We start from the raw sequence: 22230 nt of genomic DNA, 5'->3' as shown, positions 1-22230 counted from the left end.
TTACGAGACCTCCACGTCGGTGGCCCGGACCGGGGCGAACTTCACGGTGGGCAGTTCGGTCGCTATCTCGGCCGGTGAGCCGGCCGGGCGTTCCGCCGGCCGCTCGGCCAGCCGGGGTGCCGCTGGCCGGCGGGCGGCGCGGCCGCGCAGCGCGATGTGCAGCTCGTCCCAGAGGGTGCCGTCGGTGCGGTCCCGCGGGTCGGGGTCGACCAGGACCACTCCGATCACCGGGATACGCAGGTCGGCGAGCTGGCGGGCGACGGTGTGCAGCCACGCGGTGCTGCCGTGCCCGGCGCGGACCACGAGCAGGGTCTCCGCGCCGAGGTGTCCGAGGTCCGTCCACGCGGTGCCGGGCGCGACCGAGCCGACGCCGACCTGGCGCTCCCGGTGGTCGGCGGGGTGGCCGGGGGAAAGCTCACCGCCGTCCACCATCCGGATCGGGCGTTCCGGCCCGCGGCCGAGCCGGCCGAGGTCTCGGCCGGGCAGGTCGTCGACGACCACCACCGGCCCGTCCAGGGCGAGCTGCTCGGCCAGGTCCATGGCGAGCGCGGCGGCGGTGCGCGCGCAGCCCAGCTCCAGCACGGACACCGACCCGGCCATGCCGCCGGCTCCCGGGAAGCCACGCACGGCGCGGGCGAGGGTGGCGGCGGCCCGCCGGCGTTCGTCGCGTGCCCGGGAACGCCGCCACGGCAGGGCCAGCCCGCGGCGCGCCGCCGGCAGTTGCGCGATCACCGACGCGCCCAGGTTGGCCGCGATCTCCCGGCGCAGCAGCGGGCGGTCCCGCACCACGGTGCCGACCGCGGTCACGGCGAGGCCCATCACCAGGCCCAGCGCGAGACCGATACCGGCGTCCGTGGCGCCGGCCCTGGCCAGCGAGCGGCGCTGCAGCCGCGGGGCGTCCACGATCTGCGTGCCGGCGGCGACCTGGGGCGTGCCGATCCGGGCCTCGTCGGCGCGCCGGCCGAAGTCGGAGATCTGCGAGGTCAGCTCGGCGCGGCGGGCGTAGAGCGCCTCCAGGTCGCCCGGGGTGGTCCTGCTGCCCCTGGACGTGGCGTCCGCGATCGCCGCGTCCACCTTGGACAGTTCGGCCCGCGCCTGGTCGCGCTGGTCGACCAGGGCCTGGGCCTGCGCGCCGGCAGCGTCCTTCATCCGCCGCACGTGGTCCGCGATGAACGCGTCGGCCAGTGCCCCGGCCCTGGCCACCGCCTCCGCCGCGCTGCTCGCCTGCACGGTGATCTGCAGAACGTTGTTGGTCAGCCCGCTGCCGGTGTAGTCCTTGAGGAAGTCCTCGGGGCGCTGGTCGGAGTGCAGCGCCTGCAGCGCCGCGCCGGCGATCCGGGTGGTCTCCAGCACCGCGACATCGGTCCGGATCAGCGTGCCGGCGTCGTTTGCCTGGTCGGCCTGGTGCGCCACGAGCAGCTTGGCGGTCGCGGTGGGCGGGGACGGCACGAGCACCGCGACCGCGGCGCCGGCGAGCAGGCCCAGCAGCGCGCAGGACAGCCAGAACCGGCGGCGCCGCCGCACCGCGACCACCAGCCGCTGCAGGTCCAGCAGCGGCTGGGCCGCCGGGGCGGCGCCGGGTGTACCGGCCTGCGCGCCGCCTGGAATACCGCTTGTCGTCACGCGGAACCTGCCATCATCGTGCCGCCGACGTCGTGTGTCGGAATGGGTTCGGTGGGCCGCACGGGCGGCGCGGGTGCCGCCGGGCGGCGCGAGGTTTTCCCGGCCGGGTGGGCGACGACGGCGCCGACCACGTGGTGACCGGCGTCGGCGCACGCCTCGGTGATGCCGACGAGTTCCCACGCGGTGCGGGTGCCGGCGGTGACCACGACCAGGACGCCGGAGACGTCCGCGAGGTCGGGCACGGCGGGCTGGTCGGCGGTGACCTCGGCAACCCGCAGCTGCGGCCCGGGCCGGGCGGCGCCGTTGGCCTCGCCGGGCGGGTCGGCCACGGCGGCCAGGTGACCCGCCGCCCCTCGGGCGATCGGGTCGTCGTCCGGGACGACCAGCAGCACCCGGCGGGCGGCCGGCGCGCCGTCCCGGAGCCGGGTCAGCACGCGCCGGTAGCGGATGTGCCGGCTGCGGTCGTCACCGGAGGCCGGCAGTCGGGGCAGGTGCCACGGCGTGTCCATGCCCAGCAGCCGGCGGATCCGGCCGCCGGGGCCCGGGGCGCGCGGCCGGTCCCCGGCGTCCCCGCCGGGCACGTCGACGCTGCCCAGCGGCGCGGCGTCGAGCGCGGCGGCGATCTCCGCCGGGTTGCGCAGCCGGCGGTCGGCGCGGGCCGCGAAGAGGTGACCGATCACGCCGAGCACGAGGAACAGCAGCGCGCCGGCGGCGATCAGTTGCACCCGGGTCGGCGGCGCCTGGCTGGTGGGCCGCTCGGACCCGCCCATCAGCACCATGTTCGCCCGGCCGGTCGCCGCGTCGGCCTGGTCGAGGGCGTTCATGGCCTGGTTCAGCGCGGTGCGCAGCGCCTCGAGTTGGGTGCGGGCCTGCACGCTCTCCACGGTCTGCCCCTGGTTGGCCGACTTGGCCAGGTCGATGATGCGCTGGTTGGTCTGCGCGACCTGCTGCCGCAGCGCCTCGCGCTGCTCCTGCGCGACCTGCGCCGAGGCGTCCCCGGTGTTGGAGACGAGCTGGGTGGAGAACCGGACGAACTGCTGGGCCACCTGGTCGGTGAGCCGTTGCGCCCGCTCCGGGGTGTCGGCCTCACCGGTGATCTGGATGACGTTGCCGCCGGCCACCTTGGCGATCACCGACTTCTGCAGCTCGACGCCGGTGACCCGCCAGCCGAGCGCGGCGGCCGCCCGGTCCAGCACCACCGAACTGGTCGCCACCTCGGCCTCGGTGAGCAGTTCGTCGGCCTGCCGGGGTCCCTGCAGCAGCACGGTCGCCGAGGTCGCGTAGCCCGGCGACAGCACCAGCGAGGCACCGAAGCCGGCGAGCGCGCCCACCACGGTGAGCACGGTGAGCACGCGCCAGCGCCCGCGGAGCACCTGACCGACGGTGGCCAGGCGGACGGTGTCGTCGCTCGACGGCGGGTTCAACGGTGTGGCCTCCCCCCTGCATGGATGAGCGTCACGGCGGTCACCGGACGGCCGCCGCGTACGCGGCGAGCAGCGCCCGCTGGGAGTTCGCCCAGGACAGCGGCCCGTTGATCCGGTGGAGGCCGACCCGGCCCATCCGGTCCCGCTCCTCCGGGTCGTCCAGCAGCCGGGCGACGAGCTTGGCGAACTCCCGCTCGTCGTTGGCCGGCGCGTAGACGGCGGCGTCCCCGGCGGACACCCGTGCCTCGCGGAGGTCGAAGGAGACGATCGGCCGACCCATCGCCATGTATTCCAGGACCTTGTTCATGGTGGACACGTCGTTCAGCGGGTTGTGCGGGTCCGGGGACAGGCACACGTCCGCGGTGGACAGGTAGCGCACCAGGTCGACGTCCGGGATGCGGCCGGTGAACTCCACCCGGTCGGCCAGCCCGAGCCGCCGGGACAGCTCGACCATCGCGTCGAAGGTGTCGCCGGCGCCGACGAACACCGCGTGCCAGTCGGTGCGGCCGAGGTCGTCACGCAGCGCGGCGAGCGCCCGCAGGGCGTAGTCCACGCCGTCCTGCGGGCCCATCACGCCCAGGTAGCACAGCAGGTGCGGCCGGCCCCGCTTCAGCGCCGGCTCGGCAGGCACCCGCCGGAACCGGTCGACGGCGGGCGCGCTGCGCACCACGAACACGTCTTCCGGCCGCTTGCCGCCGCGGCGCAGCGCCACCTCCCGGTAGCTCTCGTTGGTCGCGATGACCACGTCCGCGGCCCGGTAGGTCAGCCGCTCCAGCGCGCACACCGCGCGGTAGAGCAGGTCCTTGCCGCGGTCGAACCGGGACAGGTACAGCTCGGGCACCAGGTCGTGCTGGTCGAACACGAACCGGGCGCCGCGCCGCTTGGCCAGCAGCGCGACCAGGAAGAGCAGGTCGGGCGGATTGCAGGCGTGCACCACGTCGACCGGGCCGATCCGGCGGGCCAGCCGGGCGGTGTGCCACAGCGCCGTTCCGTACTCCCGCAGGTAGCCGGCGGGTCCGCCGGTGGCGGCGCGTAGCGGGTAGCGGTGGATCCGCACCCCGTCGATCTCCGCCTCCGGCTCGGTGTCCCGCCTCGTCCCCTGTGGACAGATGACATGCACCTGCCAGCCGGCGTCGCGCAGCGTGGTGCACTCCTGCCACACCCGCCGGTCGAACGGCACCGACAGGTTCTCGACGAGGACCAGCGCTTTACCAGGCAAGGCCCACGTATCCCGGTTCGGCCCGGCGCGCCTCGGCGTCGGGGAGGCGGACGAGGTCGATCAGCACCCGGCCGTCGCCGTGCGGCAGCGCGCCGAGCACCTCCGGGTCGGTGCACCCGACCAGGCACACCTCGGCGTGCGCGAGCACCTCGTCGACCGAGCCGGCGAGTAGCTGGCCGAGGTGCGGCAGCCGGCCCTCGATGTACTCGCGGTTGGCGCCCAGCAACCGGGACAGGCTCACGTTGGCGTCGTAGATGCGCAGGTCGTAGCCCTTGCCGAAGAGCCGCTCGGCCAGCTCGACCAGCGGGCTCTCCCGCAGGTCGTCGGTGCCCGGCTTGAACGACAACCCGAACAGCCCGACCCGGCGCCGGCCGGTGCGCTCGACCAATTCCACCGCGCGCCGCAGGTGCTCCTCATTGGACGGCAGCACGTGCGCGAGGATCGGCACCGCGACGTCCGCCCGGTGCGCCGCGTACACCAGGCCGCGCAGGTCCTTGGGCAGGCAGGAACCGCCGAAGGCGAACCCGGGACGCAGGTAGGCGGGGCTGATGTTGAGCTTGCGGTCGGCCAGGAAGACGTCCATCACCCGGTGTGAGTCCAGGCCCAGCGCCCGGCACACCGCGCCCAGCTCGTTCGCGAAGCCGATCTTGAGGCCGTGGAACGCGTTGTCCGCGTACTTGGTCATCTCCGCGACCGGGATCGGCACCCGGAACATCTCGCCGGGCAGCCCGCCGTACAGCTCGGCGACCACGTCCCCGCTGGCCGCGTCCAACTCGCCGATCACCGTCTTCGGCGGGTCGAAGAAGTCCCGCACGCTGCTGCCCTCGCGGAGGAACTCCGGGTTGACCGCGACGCCGAAGTCCACCCCGGCGGTGCCACCGGAGGACTTCTCCAGGATCGGCACCAGCTTCTCCAGGCAGGTACCCGGGAGCATGGTGCTGCGGAAGACCACCGTGTGCCGTCCGTCCTTTTCGGACAGTGCGGCGCCGATCTGCTCGGTGACCCGCTCCAGGTAGGCGGTGGACAGGCTGCCGTTCGGCGCGGACGGGGTGCCCACGCAGACCAGGGACACCTCGCTGCCGGCGATCGCTTCGGCGACGTCGGCGGTGGCGCGCAGCGCGCCGGTGCGCACCACCTCGGCGGTCAGCTCACCGATGCGTTCCTCGACCACCGGCGCCCTGCCCCGGCGGACCAGGTCGATCTTCACCGGGTTCACGTCCACCCCGATGACCTGGTGTCCGCGGCTGGCCAGGCACGCGGCCGACACGCAGCCCACGTAGCCGAGCCCGAAAACGCTGACCCTCATGCGAAGTCCCTTCCACCGCGGGTTTTCTCTGCACCGGCCATCAGTAGGCCCCTTCCCCGTAGAAGACCGCGCGCAGCGTCTTCCACAAGATCACCGCGTCCAGTGCGAGCGACCAGTCCTCCACGTACCGCAGGTCCAACCGGACCGCCTCCTCCCACGGCAGGTCGCTGCGCCCGCTGACCTGCCACAGCCCGGTCAGCCCCGGTTTGACCAGCAGCCGCCGCCGGATGTCCGGGCCGTAGGCGGCGCTCTCCTCCGGCAGCGGCGGCCGCGGCCCCACCAGCGACATCGAGCCGGTGAGCACGTTGAACAGTTGGGGCAACTCGTCGATGGAGAACCGCCGCAACACCGCGCCGACCCGGGTCACCCTCGGGTCCTTGCGTAGCTTGAACAGCAGGCCGGCGCCCTCGTTCCGGTCGGCGAGCTGGGCCCGCAGCGCGTCGGCGTCCCGCACCATGGTGCGGAACTTGACGATCGTGAACTCCCGGCCGTCCTTGCCGACCCGGCGCTGGCGGTAGAACGCCCCGCCCCGGCTCTCCACCATCACCAGCAGGCCGACCAGCATCATCAGCGGGGCGAACAGCATCAACAGCACAGTCGCGCCGACCCGGTCGACGACCTCCTTCACCGCCCGCCGCACCCCGGTGAAGGTGGGCAGGCTGACCCGCAACAGCGGGATGCCGAGCACGCCGCTGACGTGCAGCCGCGGCCCCGCGACCTCCATCAGCACCGGCGCGACGACCATCTCCGCCTCGCTGCCCTCCAGGTGCCAGGCGAGGCGCTGCAACCGGTCCGGCGACCAGTGCGGGTCCGGGGTCACCGCGACCACCCGGTAGCCGCCGCGCCGTACGTGGTCGGCGACCTCCGTTAACCGGCCGACGACCGGCACGTCGTCCACGTGGTCGCCACCCTGCCCGTCACCGTCCACGCCGCGGCCGTCCACGGTGCACACCGCGTCCACCCGCCAGCCCAGGTGCGGCGACTTCCGCGTGCGCGCGATCAGGTCCCGCACCGTGGCCACGCTGCCCGCGGCCAGCACCGGCAGCAGGCAGCGGCCGTCCTGGCGCTGCCGGTGCAGCCAACGGCGCAGCAGGTACCGCTCCGGCAGGGTGACCGCGGCGATCGCCGGGATCGCGACGAAGATCCACAACCGGATGTTGTGTGAGGTGAGGGCGATCCCGCCGAGCGCGAGCACGACCGCCGCGGTGAACAGCGACCGGCCCAGGCGGCGGAACTCCTCGGCGCCCTGGCCGAGCACCGTCGAGTGCCAGGCCCGACCGACGGCGAGCGCGCCGAGCACCAGCACCTCGGTGCCGGCGGCCAGGATGCCCCACCGATCGTGCCAGTTCGACGCGCCGCGCGCGCCGAAGAGTCCGCCGATCACGCCCACCACGACGACGGTGGCCAGGACGTCGCTGACGATCACGGCGCGGCGGTACCGCGGCTCCCAGTCGCTCGCGGACTGAGCGGCGGAGCCACGCGCTGGGCGGCGGCCCCGGCCCAGCGGAAGAGGGTCGACATACTGCACCCGCGACAGCCAGTCACCGACATGGTCGCGAGTGGGCCCGACGTGTTCGCTCAACCGTGTTCCCCCCGGTTCTGCCGGTTTTTTTGCAAGCGGAATTGGTGGACGCCCCCGCGGCCCCACGCGTTCGGATCAAGCACGTACTGCCAAACGGATTCCGGTTGGCGGCCCGGAACCGTCGTGACTACCCATCATTCGTTCCACCCGTCGCTGCCGTTACACGGTGCGTTAGTTGGGCGCTCAACGACGCCCGATCGGGTGGCGGGGGACGTGCCGACCAGGGCATTGGCGCCGGCCAACCCGGCCGGTCACCTCGAAGACACATTCGCTTGCCCTTCGGTAGGGCCGTTCGGCCCTACCGAAGGTCCCTCTTCCATACGCCGGACGAATCGGGCAACGGATCGAAACGAATTGACAGCCTGCTTCCAGAACCGGGCCGGCCCGCACTGACAAGTATGGGAACGCGCCGGTGAAGCCCCAACGCGCGCCCGGGGGGCGAAGCTCGGAGTGTCACGTCCCCGTCGCAGCCCGGCGACGCCGTGGCGGCGCGTGTTCGCAATACGGCCAACCGACAGGGCGCCGAAAAAGCGATCCGCCCCGCCGGCGGTTGCCGGCGGGGCGGATCACGGTCGGGCACGCCGCGCGCGGGGCGCGGCCGGCCGGGCGACGGGGCGGTCAGGTGCTGGCAGCCTGCCCGTCACCCGCCTGCGCGGCGGTCCCGGCCGCGGCCTCGGACTCCGGCTCCGTTTCCGGCTCGGCCCCGTTCGGCGATTCCTCGGGCGATTCGCCCGCCGAGTCCTCGGTGGCGTCCTCACCGGAACCATCGGCGGAATCCTTGGCCGACTCCTTGACGGAATCCTTGGCGGAATCCTTGGCGGAATCCTTGGCCGACTCCTTGACGGAATCCTTGGCGGAATCCTTGGCGGAATCCTTGGCCGACTCCTTGACGGAATCCTTGGCGGAATCCTTGGCCGACTCCGCCGAATCCGACGAGGAGTTCTCCGTCGGGTCCGCCGCCGCTTCACCGGTCGAACCCGCGGCCGAGACCGCCTCGGCCGGTTCGGCGGCCGGTTCGGAGATCTCCGAGGCGGTTTCCGCGACGGTAGCCGTCACGGACTCGGCCTTTTCGGCGCCGGCACCGGTCAGCGCCCGAACCTCCATCTCCACGAACTTCGCCTCGTCGGAGCGTTCCTTGGTCAACACCGTACCGAGGTAGCCGAGCAGGAAGGACAGCGGAATGGAGACGATGCCGGGATTGTCCAGCGGGAACCAGTGGAAGTCGACGCCCTGGAGCATCGAGTCGCTCTTGTGCGTCGTCGGGGAAACCGGCTTACCGGAGACGACCGGCGAGAACACGATCAGCACCACGGTGGAGATCAGACCGCCGTAGATGCTCCACAGCGCGCCGCTGGTGTTGAACCGCTTCCAGAAGAGCGTGTAGAGGATCGTGGGCAGATTGGCCGACGCGGCCACCGCGAACGCGAGCGCGACCAGGAAGGCCACGTTCTGCCCGTTGGCCAGGATGCCGCCGGCGATCGCCAGAATGCCGATCACCACGGCCGTCCACCGCGCGACCCTGACCTCCGAGGCCTTGTCCTCGGCGGCACCGCCCTTGATGACGTTCGCGTAGATGTCGTGCGCGAACGACGTCGCCGCGGTAATCGTCAGCCCGGCGACCACGGCCAGGATGGTGGCGAAGGCGACCGCGGAGACGAACCCGAGCAACACGGTGCCGCCGAGGGCGTTGGCCAGCAGCGGCGCGGCGGAGTTCACCCCGCCGGGCGCCGCCTTGATCGCGGTCGGGCCGACCAGCGCCGCCGCCCCGTACCCGAGCACCAGGGTGAACAGGTAGAAGATGCCGATCAACGCGATCGCCCACACCACCGAGCGGCGCGCCTCCCGGGCGCTGGGCACGGTGTAGAAGCGGCTGAGCACGTGCGGCAGCCCGGCGGTGCCCAGCACCAGCGCCAGGCCCAGGGACAGGAAGTCCAGCTTGGTGGTGCCGGTCTTGCCGTACTGCAGGCCGGGTGCGAGCACCTTCGCGCCGTTGCTGCCGGCGTGGTCCGCCGCGCTGCCGAGCAGGGTGGACAGGTTCAGCCCGAACCTGCCCAGCACCCACACCGTCATCGCGGCGGCACCGACGATCAGCAACGCCGCCTTGATGATCTGCACCCAGGTGGTGCCGCGCATGCCGCCGATCAGCACGTAGAGGATCATCAGCGCGCCGACCACCGCGATCACCACGGCCTGCCCGGTCTTGTTGGACACGTTGAGCAGCAGCGCGACCAGCCCGCCGGCGCCGGCCATCTGCGCGAGCAGGTAGAAGAACGACACCGCGAGGGTGGAGATGGCCGCCGCGGTCCGCACCGGCTTCTGCCGCATGCGGAAGCTGAGCACGTCGGCCATGGTGAACTTGCCGGTGTTCCGCAGCAGTTCCGCGACCAGCAGCAGAGCCACCAGCCACGCCACCAGGAACCCGATGGAGTACAGGAACCCGTCGTAGCCGTTGACCGCGATGGCGCCGGCGATACCGAGGAACGACGCCGCGGAAAGGTAGTCGCCGGAGATGGCGATGCCGTTCTGCGGGCCGGTGAAGGCGCGTCCGGCCGCGTAGTAGTCGGCCGTGGTCCGGGTGCTTCGGCTGGCCCGGAACACCACGACCAGCGTGATCAGGACGAAGACCGCGAAGATACCGATGTTCAACGTGGGGTTGCTGCCGGCCACTCCGGCCGCCAGGACCATTCGGCTCATCGGTCGCCCTCCTCGATCCGGGCCCGGATGCGTTCCGCGGCGGGGTCGATGCGCCGGTTCGCGAAGCGCACGTACCAGCCGGTAATGACGAACGTCGAGACGAACTGGAGCAGGCCGAGAACGAGACCGACGTTGATGTTGCCGAGCACCTTCGTGGCCATGAAGCCGTGCGCGTAGTCAGCGAGCAGAACGTAGAGCACGTACCAGAGCAGGAACAGCGCGGTCATGGGAAACACGAAGCCGCGCAGCCGGCGCCGCAACTCGGCGAACTCGGGGCTGGCATGCACGGTGGACCACGTGTCGGTCCCGGGAGAGCCGCTCGTCGGCTCGGTGGTCGTCACAACTCCTCCTTCGGCGGTTCGTTGCTGCCGCGAGCGTACGCAGGTTAGCGTTTGGACGACCTTTGTCCACCCTTTGCGTCGCTGCATTTTCGCAACGAATGGTGACAATCCGGTGACATGTGAGCGCCGTGGCGATCCCGGGGAGCATCGGGCAGATCGCTAGGGTGGCCCGCGTGGTGACCGAGACCCGACCCGAGATTGAGCCGACCCGCGACGGCCGGTTCCGAGACTGGCTGTTCGAGGGCCTCGCACACCGCAACCAGAAGCTCGCGGGCCCGCACAAGCGGCCGGAGGAGCACGAGCACCAGCCGTGGTGGAAGGTGATGTGCCTCACCGGCGTGGATTACTTTTCCACCCTGGGCTACCAGCCGGGCATCGCCGCGCTCGCCGCCGGAGTGGTGTCCCCGGTGGCGACCGTGGTGCTGGTGCTGCTCACGCTGCTCGGCGCGCTGCCGGTGTACCGCAGGGTGGCCAGGGAGAGCCCGTACGGCCAGGGCTCGCTGTCCATGCTGGAGAAGCTGCTGCCCCGGTGGCGCGGCAAGCTGCTGGTGCTGTTTCTGCTCGGGTTCGTGGCCACCGACTTCATCATCACGGTCACCCTGTCCGCCGCGGACGCCAGCGCGCACCTGCTGGAGAACCCATTCACCCCGAACGTCCTGCACGGCCATCAGGTGCTGGTCACCCTGGTGCTGGTGGCGCTGCTCGGCGTGGTGTTCCTGGTCGGCTTCACCGAGGCCATCGGGGTGGCCGTCGGCCTGGTCGCGGTCTACCTCGCGTTGAACGCCGTCGTGGTGGCGGTTTCGGTGGCCCGGGTGGTGGCCGCGCCGCACCTGGTGGTGGACTGGCGCAACCTGCTGCTGGCCCAGCAGGGCAGCCCGGCCGCGGTGGTGGCGATCGCGTTACTGGTCTTCCCCAAGCTGGCGCTGGGACTGTCCGGCTTCGAGACCGGGGTGGCGGTGATGCCGCTGGTGCGCGGCGTGGATCGGGACGGCCGCCCGGCCATGCGGCTGCGCATCCGCAACACCCGCAAGCTGCTGGTCACCGCCGCGCTGATCATGAGCGTGTTCCTGATCAGCAGCAGTTTCACCACCACACTGCTGATCCCGCAGCAGGAGTTCCAGCCCGGTGGGCGGGCCAACGGCCGGGCGCTGGCCTACCTGGCGCACGAGGAACTCGGCTCCGCCTTCGGCACCGTCTACGACCTGAGCACCATCGGCATCCTGTGGTTCGCCGGCGCGTCGGCGCTGGCCGGGCTGCTCAACATCGTGCCGAGGTACCTGCCTCGGTACGGCATGGCGCCGGACTGGACGCGGGCCATGCGGCCGCTGGTGCTCGTGTTCACCGCCATCGCATTCGTCATTACGGTCATCTTCGGCGCGGACGTGGACGCGCAGGGCGGCGCGTACGCCACCGGTGTGCTGGTGCTGATCTCGTCGGCGGCGGTCGCGGTGACGCTGTCCGCGGGGCGGGAGCGTGCCAGGGCGGGATCGACGGCACCGGCCACGGCGCGGACCGTCCTCTACGGCGCCATCGCGGTGGTGTTCCTCTACACGACCGCCGCCAACATCGTCGAGCGGCCGGACGGCGTGAAGATCGCGACGTTCTTCATCGTGGCGATCGTGGTCACCTCGCTGGTCTCCCGGGCCACCCGGTCCACCGAACTGCGGGTCACCACCGTGGAGATGGACCCGCTGGCGCGGGAGTTCGTGCACGGCGCGGCGGGCGACCGGCTACGCATCATCGCCAACGAGCCCGACGCGCGGGACGAGCGGGAGTACCGGGAGAAGGAGCGCGAGCAGCGCACCCACCACGACATCCCGGACCGCGATCCGGTGCTGTTCGTCGAGGTGACCGTGCGGGATGCCTCGGAGTTCGAGTCGACCGTCGTGGTCACCGGCGAGCAGCGGTTCGGCTACCGCATCCTGCGCGCGGAAAGCGCCAGCGTGCCGAACGGCATCGCCGCCGTGCTGCTGCACATCCGGGACGAGTTGGGCGTGCTGCCGCACGTCTACTTCGCCTGGATCGAGGGCAACCCGGTGCTCGCGCTGCTGCGCTACCTGGTCTTCGGCGGTGGCGACATCGCGCCGCTCACCCGCGAGGTGATCCGCCGCGCGGAGCCCGACCCCGAGCGCCGGCCCCGGGTGCACGTCGGCTGACCCGGCACCGCCGCTCGGAGCCGGCCGCTCGGCCGGCGCCGAGCGGGGCCCGGCCCGCGGCCCGGTCGATCCCCCCTTTACCGACCGGTCGGTATCAATTCCCGTTCAGGGCCGAGCCGAACTCTTGACGACATACTAAGCGGTTGCTAACTTCCAGCGACCAACGTGACGCATGCCACGTCGGCCCCCCCGTTTCCGGCTCCCCACGCGGAGGACGAGACGCGATGGAAACGACCCCAACCGCCGCCACCACCAGCACCAACCAGGCGATTTCGGATTCGGCCCGCCGCCGCCGGGTCGCCACCGCCGCCGCACTGGCATCCGCCGTGGAGTGGTACGACTACTTCATCTTCGGCACCGCGGCCGCACTGATTTTCGGCAAGCAGTTCTTCCCCGCCTTCAGCCCGGTCGCCGGCGTCCTCGCCTCCTTCGCGACCTTCGCGGTCGGGTTCGGCGCGCGACCGCTGGGCGGGATCATCGCCGGCCACCTCGGCGACAAGCGAGGCCGCAAACCGATGCTGGTGCTCGCCCTGGCCAGCATGGGCGCGGCCACCACGCTGATCGGACTGCTGCCGCCCTACGCCGCCATCGGCATCGCCGCCCCCGTCGCGCTCGTCGTGCTACGACTGGTGCAGGGCATCGCGGTGGGCGCCCAGTGGGGCGGGGCCATGCTGCTGGCCACCGAGTACGCGCCGGCCGGCCGGCGCGGCATCTACGGCAGCCTGGTCCAGTTGGGCGTGCCGATCGGCGTGGTGCTCTCCAACACCACCTTCCTCGTCGCCACCGCGGTGACCTCGGCCAGCGCGTTCGGCAGTTGGGGCTGGCGGCTGCCGTTCTTCGTCGGCGTGCTGGTGATGATCCTGGCGTGGTACATCCACACGCGGGTGGAGGAGACGCCGGAGTTCCGGGAGGCCGAGGCCAGGCTGGCGGAGCAGGAACGCGCCCGCGGCCACTCGCCGCTCGGCCAGGTGCTGCGCCACAACCTGGGTACGGTGCTGCTCGCCGCCGGGTCGTTCGTGGTCAACCACGCGACGTTCTACATCCTCATCACCGGCGTGCTCGACTACACCACCCGCGAGCTACACATGTCCCGCAGCACCGTGCTGCTGGTGTCGCTGGCGGTCAGCGCGACCCAGTTGGCGGTGATCCCGTCGGCGGCCGGACTGTCCGACCGGGTCGGCCGGCTGCGGGTCTACACCGCGGGCGCCGTGGGGCTGCTCGTCTGGGCGGTGCCGATGTTCCTGCTCATCGACACCGCGAGCGTGGTGAACCTGGCGATCGCCACGTTCGTCGGCAGCATGTTCCTCAGCATCATGTACGGCCCGCAGGCGGCGCTGTTCGCCGAACTGTTCAACGCGGAGACCCGGTACACCGGAGCGTCGCTGGGCTACCAGATCAGCGGCGTGATCGGCGGCGGGCTGGCGCCGTTCATCATGGTGCTGCTGCTGGAGTCCACGGGCACCTCGATGGCCGTGTCCGGATACATCATCGCGATGGCCGCCGTCGCGCTGTTGTGCATCGCCGTGCTGGCGCGCCGCGCCCGCCGGGCCGGCTAGTACCCGTCGCCGCCGAAGAACTTCTCCTCCAGTTCGTCCGCCGTTGTGGCCACCAGGTGGAGTGGGTCGACGAACTCGTTGGTATCGAGGTTCGCCAGCGGCAGGGAATGGCGTACCACCACGTGTTCCCCGATGATGGCGGCACCGCCCACCACGGCGGTGGCACCGATTTCCACGAGGAGGTCGTGCAGATCGACGTCGCCGGCGAGCCCGCACGGCGACGCGATCTGCACCCACTCGTCGCGACGGTCGAGCATCTCGCGGAACACCATCACGGTCTGGCTGCGCTCGTCGTCGAACTCCACCAGGATCCGAATCTCGTCGGCCCGTTCCGCCACCACGCGGTACCGCGACCGCACGAACGCCGCCAGATCAGCCCATGAGGCCATGTCCGCCCTTTCCGTACCGCGGGAATGTCCGCGCGACACCAGGTCTCGTTGATCGTCGCGGGCCGGCGCGTCGCACCGTGATCCAGTACTGACGCTCCGTACACTCACCATGATCGCGCAGGCGCCGACTTGGCGCGAGGGGGTGGTCTTCGTCCGGCAGGATCACTAGCTTACCTACGAGTAACACACGTTCGAGTGACACCGCTCACGGTGCCACGACGGTCCAGGAGGTCGCATGGGCTCGTTAACTCTCCGGCGCGCCGGCTGGTTCGCCGCTGGTACGGCCGCGGTACTGGTCGCCGCGTCCGGAGCCGCCATCGGCACCGCGACGGCGGCCACGCCCAGCTGGGCCCCCGCCAGCACCGCCGCCATCCATCCCGGCGTCCAGACACATACCAACGGTGCTCAATGCACATCCAACTTCGTGTTCACCGACGGCACGTCGGTGTACCTCGGGCAGGCCGCGCACTGCTCGGGGACGGGCGGCAGCACGTCCACCAACGGCTGCACCTCCGGATCGCTCCCGCTGGGCACCCAGGTGCAGGTCGACGGCGCCAGCAAACCCGGCACGATGGTCTACAACTCGTGGCTGACCATGCAGGCCAACGGGGAGAAGGACCCGGACACCTGCGCGTACAACGACCTCGCGCTGATCCGGCTCGACCCGGCGGACGTCAGCAAGGTCAACCCGTCCGTGCCGTTCTGGGGCGGGCCCATCGGCCTGAACACCGCCGGCACGTCGTCCGGGGACACCGTGCTGTCCTACGGCAACTCGGAGCTGCGCGGCGGCGTGGCGCTGCTCAGCCCGAAGCAGGGCATCAGCCTGGGCGACACCGGCAGCGGATGGAGCCACTCCGTGGAGACCGTGACCCCGGGCATCCCGGGTGACTCCGGCAGCGCCTTCCTCGACGCCGGCGGCAAGGCGCTGGGCATTCTTTCCACGCTGGAGCTGGCGCCGACGCCGACCAGCAACGGCGTGGGCGACCTCGCCCACGAGCTGGCCTACCTGCACAGCCACTCGTCGTTCGGCAGCGTCACCCTGGTGCCGGGGACCGAGGCGTTCCGCGGCCCGCTGGTGTCCCTGCCCTGACCCGAACCCGCCCAGCGGCCTGCCCAGGCCGGACGTCGAGGCACAGGTGGGGGAGGCGGTTCGCCGCCTCCCCCACTTTCATGCCCGGCGGGGCGAACGGCCGGCGGGTGGCGCCATGCGCTACGCGCACAGTGAACGGGGTGGCCGGGAACGGGGCGGCGGGCGCACTCTCGATGGCGGTGCAACGGTGTCATCGCGCGCGACCGCGTGCGACGGCGGCCCGGGCGGTGATGACGATGGGGAGCGACCCGGAGACCACGGCTGCGGATGCCACCGCGCTGGACGCGTACTCCCGCACGGTGATCGCGGTCGCCGCCTCGGTGACGCCGCACGTGGCGAGCGTGCGCATGCGGCGCGCGGGCGGCTCGGCCGTGGTGTTCACCGACGAGGGTTTCCTGCTGACCAACGCGCACGTCGTCGGATCGAGCGGCGGCGGGACGGTGACCTTCGCGGACGGCACCGAGTCCGGTTTCGACGTGGTCGGCGCCGACCGGCTGTCCGACCTCGCGGTGATCGCGGCGCGCGGTCCGGCCCCGAAGGCGGCCGTGCTGGGAGACGCCGACACGCTGTCCGTGGGCCAACTCGTGGTCGCCGTGGGCAGTCCGCTCGGCCTCGCCGGCTCGGTCACCGCCGGGGTGGTCAGCGCGCTCGGCCGGGCGCTGCCGGTGGGCCAGGGCGGGACGATCCGGGTGGTGGAGGACGTCATCCAGACCGACGCGGCGCTCAACCCGGGCAACTCCGGAGGGGCGCTCGCCGACTCGGCCGGCCGGGTGGTCGGGGTCAACACCGCGGTGGCCGGCGTCGGGCTCGGGCTCGCCATTCCGATCAACGCGACCACCCGGCGGATCATCGCCACGCTGATCGCCGAGGGCCGGGTACGCCGCGCCTACCTCGGCCTGGTCGGTGCGCCCGCGCCACTGCCGGGCGCCCTTGCCGAACGCACCGGGCAGCGCGCCGGGCTGCGCGTGGTCCAGGTGGTTCCCGGCGGGCCGGCCGACCGGGCCGGGCTGCACTCCGGCGACCTGATTCTCAGCGTCGGCCGTGCCCCGGTCGCCAACGCCCAGGACATCCAGCGCCAGCTTTTCGCCAAGGCGATCGGAAAGCCCTTGCCGGTCACCGTGTTCCGCAACGGGGCCATGGTCGACGTGATCGCCGAACCGGTCGAACTCACCGAGGGCTGACCGGAAACGCGCCGGAAAGCGCCGCGCATCGCGTAACGAACTCGATCGGCGCCAGTGCGGCCACGCGAACAATCACCAACGTAACAACCGGGCAACAAAGCGCCGCCGATCATAACGACCGGTCGGTTGGCCCTTTGTGCCTGATTGACCGTGCCCGAACGCGCCGTGGCCCGCCCGGGCCACCGGCACGACCACGGGCAACGGGCGGTTGGCGACCCATGCCGCAGGAGGCGATCATCGTGCTGGGCAAGCGAACGTGGCGGCGCACCGCGATCCTCGGAGCCGTCGCCGGCGCGGCGGTCACCGGCCTCGTGCTGGCCTCGCTCCCGGCGTCCGGAGCGCTCACCGTCGGCGCGGCGGCCACGGTCGGCGGGTTCTCCTACGGCCAGTTGCAGACCCAGACGGTCGGGGCCGCGGGGTGCGGCACGAACACCGCCGCGGAGCCCTCCGTGCACGTCTCCCGGGGCAACCTGGTCGGGGTGGCGTCCGAGGAGGGGCTCGGCGGCGGCAGCGAGTACTGGCGCGCGCACCAGGTCGGCGGCGCCAGCGGTGCCGGCGCCTGCCAGCTCGCCTACTCCGGGCAGCCGAACGCGGTGCACGGGGTGGGCGCCTCCGGCGGTGACGTGGACACCGCGTTCGCCCCGGCGCTGTCCTCGCACGGCACGTACCGGATCTACGTGGCCAGCCTGAACCTCGGTTCGGTGAACGTGGCCACCTCCGACGACGACGGTGCCACGTTCAGCCAGACGCCGGTGCAGGGCGGGCTGCCGCTGGACGACCGGGAATGGATCGCGGCGTACGGCGCGGACACCTCGCTGCTGAGCTACCACGACATCGCCACCAACAACATCGACATCCTTCGCTCGGACAACGGCGGTCAGCTCTACACGCAGATCGCGCAGGCCATCCCGCCCACCGACGACAAGGCGTCCAGCAACGAGCTGGGCAACCTGGTCATCGACCACGACAACGCCAGCCCCACCCCCGGCGGCTTCTGGGCGTACCAGTCGTTCGTCGCGCCGAGCACGGCCACCGGCAGCGAGGAGAACGAGGCGTTCCTCGCGGTGTCCTCGGACGGTGGGCACACCTGGACCGACAAGCCGATCCCGTGCACCACGAAGTTCGGCAAGAACGGCCTGGCACACAACTTCCCGAACGTCTCCGTCGCGCCGAACGGCACGCTGTTCTACGCGGTGTCCAACGACTCCGCCGTGTACGTCGCCAAGTCCACCGACCACGGCAACACCTGGAGCTGCTCGGCGCCGGTGAGCACCAGCAAGCGGGCCATCTTCCCGTGGATCGTGGCCACCTCGGCGGGCGAGGACCTGGTCTACTACGGCACCGACGGGACCGGGCCGTCCGCGGTGTGGTCCGTCTACTTCGCACAGAACCGCACCCAGTCGCTGACCGGGTGGTCGAACAGCAAGCTGATGCCGGTCCACCAGGGTGACGTCTGCGAGGGCGGCATCAGCTGCAGCGGCGGTCGGCAGCTTTTCGACGACTTCGGCGTGGACACCGACCAGTCCGGCTGGGCGCACATCACCTACTCCCACGACGCGCCCGACCTGGGCGGCTCCGGCAGCTACACCGGGTACGCCGTGCAGCAGACCGGTCGGCCGGTGGGCCGGCCCAACTGATCGCTCAGCGGGCGCCGAGCACGGCGCGTGCGACGGCGTCGGCCGCGGCGGTGGCCGGGTCGATGGGCTCGAAGTGGTCGACGCCGTCCAGGATGACCAGGTCGGTCTGGTCGCCGGCGCGCCGGGCGGCCGCGGCGAACCGCTCGGACAGCGCGACGGGCACGATGGTGTCCGCCGCGCCGTGCACCAGGGTTGTGGGGATTCCGGTGGGGAGCAGGCCCACCGGGTCCGCCTCGGCGATCCGGCCGGTGCGCCGCACCTGGTCACTGTCCTCGCCGCCGCTGCGCTGGCCGCCGCCGAGCAGGGCGGCGACGGCGTGATCGCTCAGGCCGAGCCGGTCGGCGAGTACCAGGTCGGCGACCGGGGCGACGGCGACCACCGAGGCGACCGCGGGCGGGTCGGGGCGATGCCACCGGCTCGTGGTGAGCAGCCGGTGGCGGGCGGCCGCCCAGAGCGCGAGGTGGCCACCGGCGGAGTGGCCGAGCAGCGTGACTCGGCTCCGGTCCGCGTGCCGGCAGGCGTCGCCGACCAGGCTCGGCGCCGCGTCGACGGCCCACGCCACGTCGTCGAAGGTCGCCGGCCAGCCGCCGGCGCCGCCCACCCTGCGGTACTCCACCGACGCGGCGACCGCACCGCGGGCGGACAGGTACGCGGCCAGCCCGGACAGATGCCGCCGGTCGTACGCCTGCCGCCAGAACCCGCCGTGCAGCAGCACCACGATCGGCGCGCCGCGGTCGTCCGGTGGGAACCAGAGATCCACGACCTGATCGGGATGACCGCCGTAGTGGAGGCTGGCCTGCGGTGGCACCGGCTTGCGGAGCAGCACCGCGGGCTCGGTCATGATGCCAGCACCTCGGCCAGCACCTCGGCCGCGTGCAGCGCGTCGGCGAACCGTGTGTAGAGCGGCGCGAACCCGAAGCGGAGGATGTCCGGCTCCCGGAAGTCGCCGACCACGCCACGGTCGATCAGCCGCCGCATCACGCCCGCCGCACCGGCGCAGCGCAGCGACACCTGGCTACCGCGCCGCTCGCCGGTCGGAGTCGCGCAGGTCACCCGGCCGGACGGCAGCAGCGCCGTCACGCAGTCGACGAAGAAGCCGGTGAGTGCCAGGCTCTTGTCCCGGACCGCGGCGATCTCCACCCCGTCCCAGACGTCCAGCGCGGCGTCGAGCGCCAGCAGCGACAGGATCTCCGGCGTCCCGGCCCTGGCCCGGCTGATCCCGGTGGCGGCACGGTAGTCCGACTCCATGGCGAACGGTTCGGCGTGCGAGCACCAGCCGGGCAGCGGCTGGTCGAGCCGGGACAGCAGATCGGCGCGAACGTACACATAGGACGGTGCGCCGGGACCGCCGTTGAGGTACTTGTAGGTGCAGCCGACGGCGAGGTCGACGCCGTGCTCGTCCAGCCCGACCGGGAGTGCACCCGCGCTGTGCGAGAGATCCCAGACCACGCGGGCGCCGGCGGCGTGCACCATGCCGGTGATCTCCGGGAGGTCCCACAGCCGGCCCGTGCGGTAGTCGACGTGGTTGACCAAAACCGCGGCCGTGGCCGGGCCGAGCACGCCGGCCAGGTCGTCGGGGCTCGCGCTGCGCAGCCGGCAGCCGGTCATCCTGGCCGCCGACCCGGCGATATAGCCGTCGGTGGGGAACGTGGTCGCGTCCACCACGATCTCGGCGCGGCCCGGGCCGTCCTGCTGGGCCAGCCGGACGGCGGAAACCAGCGCGCGGAACACGTTGACGCTGGTCGAGTCGCCGACCACGATCTGCCCGGGCGCGGCGCCGACGATCGGGCCGATCCGGTCGCCGACCCGTTCCGGCGCGGTCCACCAGCCGCTTTCCGTCCACGAGCGGATCCGCAGCCGGCCCCACTCGTGCCGGATCACGTGCGCGACGCGGTCGGGTACCGCGCGGGGCAGCGCGCCGAGCGAGTTGCCGTCCAGGTAGGTGACGCCGTCGTCGAGGTCGAAACGGTCCCGTACGCGCGCCAGCGGGTCGGCGCGGTCCGCCTCGGCGGCGCGGTCGGCGAGTGCGGTGCGGGGGTGCGAGCGCAGCGCCTCAGACATGGCCGCGCGCCGTCCACAGCTCGGGGAACACCAGCCTGGCCGCCCGCTTCTCCAGCCAGGCCACACCCGAGGACCCGCCGGTGCCGCGCTTCGCTCCCATCGCGCGCCGGGTGGCCATCAGGTGGTCGGTGCGCCACCGCCCGAACAGTTCGGCGATGTCGGTGAGCACCTCGCCGAGTTGCACCAGCGGCTCGTCGCCGGTCGTGTAGATCCGCACCCAGACGGCCTCCACGCCGGGGTGCGGCTCGTAACGCTGGGAGAGGTCCCGGTCGAGCACCTCGCGCGGCACGTCGAAACCCCTGCGGTGCAGGAAATCCAGCACGGTGTCGTAGAGGCTAGGCGCGTGGAGCGCCTGTTCCAGTTGAGCGTACGCGTGCGGCGCATCGGCGTGCGGCTGGAGCAGTGAGGCGCTCTTCTCGCCGAGCAGGAACTCCATCTCACGGTAGGCGGCCGACTGGAATCCGGACGCCTCGCCGAGGGCCGATCGGTACGCGTTGAACTGCGCCGGTGTGAGCGAGCTGACCGGCGTCCACGACGCCGCCAACGCCCTCAGCTCGGCGACGCTGCGCCGCAACGAGGCCAGCGCATCGTCCAGGCGGTCCTCGGCCAGCGCCCCGCAGGCGGTGTGCCACTCATAGACCAGCAGCCCGAACCACAGCTCCATGACTTGCGTGGTCACCAGGAACGCCATCTCGCCCGGGTCAGCGGACCGCGGCTGCTGGAGCCGGTGCAGCGTGGAGGCCTTCACGTACTCGTCGTACGGGGTCAGGCCCGCGAAGTCCAGCCTCGGTTCGTTGACCGGTTCGCCCGCCGATCGGGCCCCGGCCGCACGTTCGTTCGCGGGTCCGGCCGCGCGTTCGTTCGCCGGCTCGGCCGCGCGTTCGTTCGCCGGCTCGGTCGCGTGCTCGAACGGCGCTCCGGCTCTCGGTGCGGTCGTCTGCGGAGACGACGCGGCCACGGTCACCACCTCCTGATGCTCCTGCCGACGGTCATGGTTGCCTCGCAGCCAGCGGAACGGAATGGTCGATGCCGACCACGAAGGGCGCAGTTCTTTTTGATCGCAAGCAGATCGGTCCCGACCGTTTACGATTGCCAGATGACGCTGGATGACCTGGACTGGCGGCTGCTGACCGAGTTGCAGCGGGACGCCCGCGCGTCGTTCAACGAACTCGCCCGGCGGCTCGGGGTGTCCGCGCCGACGGTGGCGCAGCGGGTTCGCCGCCTGGAGAGCGGCGGCGCCATCACCGGCTACCACGCCGTCGTCGACCCGACCGTGGTCGGCCGGCCGGTCCAGGCGCTGGTGAGCATGCGCTGCTACGGGCCGCGCTGCATCACGCTGCGGCCGGAGCGCGTCGCCGACTGGCCGGAGATCCTCTCCGTGGTCCGCCTGACCGGCGATATCTGCTCCCTCGTTCACGTCGCCACCGCAAACGTGGACGAGCTGCGCGAACTGTTGGAACGGTTGTGGGAATACGGCGAGACGGCCAGCGCGATGATCCTCTCGTGGCCACTGCCACCGAAGCCCGTCCAGCCACCACGGACGCACTGATGCGTCGCGATTTCGCGGAGGGTGGGCGCCGCCCTACCCGGTGTCCCGCGTCCCGTTGGAGCCATCCGGTTGGCTGGATGGTTGCTACTCACGCTGAACGCCCAAAGGGCAATTGCCGCCGCACCGGTCGGCCTATATCGCTCCCTGACCGCCGTTTCCGGTGACGCCGACCGGCCTGCCACCGAATATTCGGAAACCGGTCTTCCTCACCGAAGCACGGGCACCGTGCTCGGGTGGTTACCCGACCGTGGTCCCAAAAAAGAGGTGGAGGGCGATGTCAACTGATGGGTGCACCACCTGCCTCAAGCAGCAATTTGTTGAGAACCTCGGTCGGTTTGAGCCAGCCCAGAGTCCGCCGAGGCCGATCGTTGAGTTCGTCGGCGACGGCGTCAAGCTCGGCTTGGGTGTAGACGGACAGGTCG

General features: G+C 71.9%; 16 protein-coding genes and 2 pseudogenes. 6 read left to right on the top strand and 12 right to left on the bottom strand.

What is annotated here, in order from left to right; translation table 11 throughout:
• The 7 genes and pseudogenes from FFT21_RS20300 to FFT21_RS20270 form a co-directional block, all read right to left on the bottom strand.
• A complete protein-coding gene (locus FFT21_RS20300) occupies positions 1-1623 on the bottom strand; it encodes a Wzz/FepE/Etk N-terminal domain-containing protein (RefSeq protein ID WP_225978586.1) in 1623 nt (540 codons plus the stop codon).
• Positions 1620-3047 (bottom strand): GumC domain-containing protein, encoded by a 1428-nt coding sequence (locus FFT21_RS20295; protein ID WP_137815500.1) that lies wholly within the window; start codon positions 3045-3047, stop codon positions 1620-1622. Before FFT21_RS20295 ends, FFT21_RS20300 begins: the two co-directional genes overlap by 4 nt.
• Before the next feature lie 40 nt (positions 3048-3087).
• Entirely contained in the window at positions 3088-4266 is a 1179-nt protein-coding gene (locus FFT21_RS20290) for a glycosyltransferase family 4 protein (RefSeq protein WP_137815499.1), read from the bottom strand.
• Positions 4256-5572 carry a nucleotide sugar dehydrogenase gene (locus FFT21_RS20285; protein ID WP_137815498.1) on the bottom strand — a complete coding sequence of 439 codons (1317 nt, stop codon included), beginning with the start codon at positions 5570-5572 and terminating at the stop codon, positions 4256-4258. The genes FFT21_RS20290 and FFT21_RS20285 overlap by 11 nt, the downstream gene beginning before the upstream one ends.
• Positions 5573-5612: 40 nt before the next feature.
• Positions 5613-7076, bottom strand: coding sequence for a sugar transferase (locus FFT21_RS20280; RefSeq protein ID WP_225978595.1), 1464 nt, complete (start codon positions 7074-7076; stop codon positions 5613-5615).
• A gap of 1140 nt (positions 7077-8216) precedes the next feature.
• Positions 8217-9839: pseudogene (locus FFT21_RS20275) on the bottom strand (monocarboxylic acid transporter); the annotation flags it as partial.
• A 5-nt stretch (positions 9840-9844) separates the two neighbouring features.
• Positions 9845-10189, bottom strand: coding sequence for a DUF485 domain-containing protein (locus tag FFT21_RS20270; RefSeq protein ID WP_192909654.1), 345 nt, complete (start codon positions 10187-10189; stop codon positions 9845-9847).
• 176 nt (positions 10190-10365) lie between these two features.
• Between FFT21_RS20270 and FFT21_RS20265 the strand changes: the two genes are divergently transcribed.
• Positions 10366-12345: an amino acid transporter gene (locus FFT21_RS20265; RefSeq protein WP_192909653.1), complete on the top strand. Its 1980-nt coding sequence runs from the start codon at positions 10366-10368 to the stop codon at positions 12343-12345.
• A gap of 224 nt (positions 12346-12569) precedes the next feature.
• A complete protein-coding gene (locus tag FFT21_RS20260; RefSeq protein ID WP_137815496.1) occupies positions 12570-13901 on the top strand; it encodes an MFS transporter in 1332 nt (443 codons plus the stop codon).
• Here FFT21_RS20260 and FFT21_RS20255 read toward each other — a convergent pair.
• The gene (locus FFT21_RS20255) at positions 13898-14290 is read right to left on the bottom strand and encodes a type III secretion system chaperone family protein (protein WP_137815495.1); all 393 of its coding nucleotides are present in this window, start codon (positions 14288-14290) and stop codon (positions 13898-13900) included. The two genes, FFT21_RS20260 and FFT21_RS20255, sit on opposite strands and share 4 nt — an antisense overlap.
• 235 nt (positions 14291-14525) lie before the next feature.
• Between FFT21_RS20255 and FFT21_RS20250 the strand changes: the two genes are divergently transcribed.
• The 3 genes from FFT21_RS20250 (at position 14526) to FFT21_RS20240 (ending at position 18198) form a co-directional block, all read left to right on the top strand.
• Entirely contained in the window at positions 14526-15380 is an 855-nt protein-coding gene (locus FFT21_RS20250; RefSeq protein ID WP_137815494.1) for a S1 family serine peptidase, read from the top strand.
• Positions 15381-15616: 236 nt separating this feature from the next.
• The gene (locus tag FFT21_RS20245; RefSeq protein ID WP_137815493.1) at positions 15617-16561 is read left to right on the top strand and encodes a S1C family serine protease; all 945 of its coding nucleotides are present in this window, start codon (positions 15617-15619) and stop codon (positions 16559-16561) included.
• Between the two features lie 218 nt (positions 16562-16779).
• Positions 16780-18198, top strand: coding sequence for a sialidase family protein (locus FFT21_RS20240; RefSeq protein WP_137815492.1), 1419 nt, complete (start codon positions 16780-16782; stop codon positions 18196-18198).
• Between the two features lie 4 nt (positions 18199-18202).
• Here the strand turns inward: FFT21_RS20240 and FFT21_RS20235 are convergent, their stop codons facing one another.
• Genes FFT21_RS20235 through FFT21_RS20225 form a run of 3 tightly spaced genes read right to left on the bottom strand, consistent with a single transcriptional unit; the run spans position 18203 to position 21217 of the window.
• Complete coding sequence (locus FFT21_RS20235; protein ID WP_137815491.1) at positions 18203-19039, bottom strand: alpha/beta hydrolase family protein; 837 nt, start codon at positions 19037-19039, stop codon at positions 18203-18205.
• The gene (kynU, locus tag FFT21_RS20230; protein WP_137815490.1) at positions 19036-20259 is read right to left on the bottom strand and encodes a kynureninase; all 1224 of its coding nucleotides are present in this window, start codon (positions 20257-20259) and stop codon (positions 19036-19038) included. Before kynU ends, FFT21_RS20235 begins: the two co-directional genes overlap by 4 nt.
• The gene (locus tag FFT21_RS20225; protein WP_137815489.1) at positions 20252-21217 is read right to left on the bottom strand and encodes a tryptophan 2,3-dioxygenase; all 966 of its coding nucleotides are present in this window, start codon (positions 21215-21217) and stop codon (positions 20252-20254) included. Before FFT21_RS20225 ends, kynU begins: the two co-directional genes overlap by 8 nt.
• Before the next feature lie 138 nt (positions 21218-21355).
• On the opposite strand from FFT21_RS20225, the gene FFT21_RS20220 reads away from it, so the two are divergent.
• Positions 21356-21808, top strand: a complete 453-nt coding sequence (locus tag FFT21_RS20220) for an Lrp/AsnC family transcriptional regulator (protein ID WP_225978585.1) — start codon at positions 21356-21358, stop codon at positions 21806-21808.
• A gap of 277 nt (positions 21809-22085) precedes the next feature.
• Here the strand turns inward: FFT21_RS20220 and FFT21_RS20215 are convergent.
• A pseudogene (locus FFT21_RS20215) lies at positions 22086-22230 on the bottom strand (IS30 family transposase); the annotation flags it as partial.

Source organism: Gandjariella thermophila, from assembly GCF_005405885.1.
In the GTDB taxonomy this organism is placed as follows: Bacteria; Actinomycetota; Actinomycetes; order Mycobacteriales; family Pseudonocardiaceae; genus Gandjariella; species Gandjariella thermophila.
This window is presented reverse-complemented; position numbering and strand designations above follow the sequence as displayed.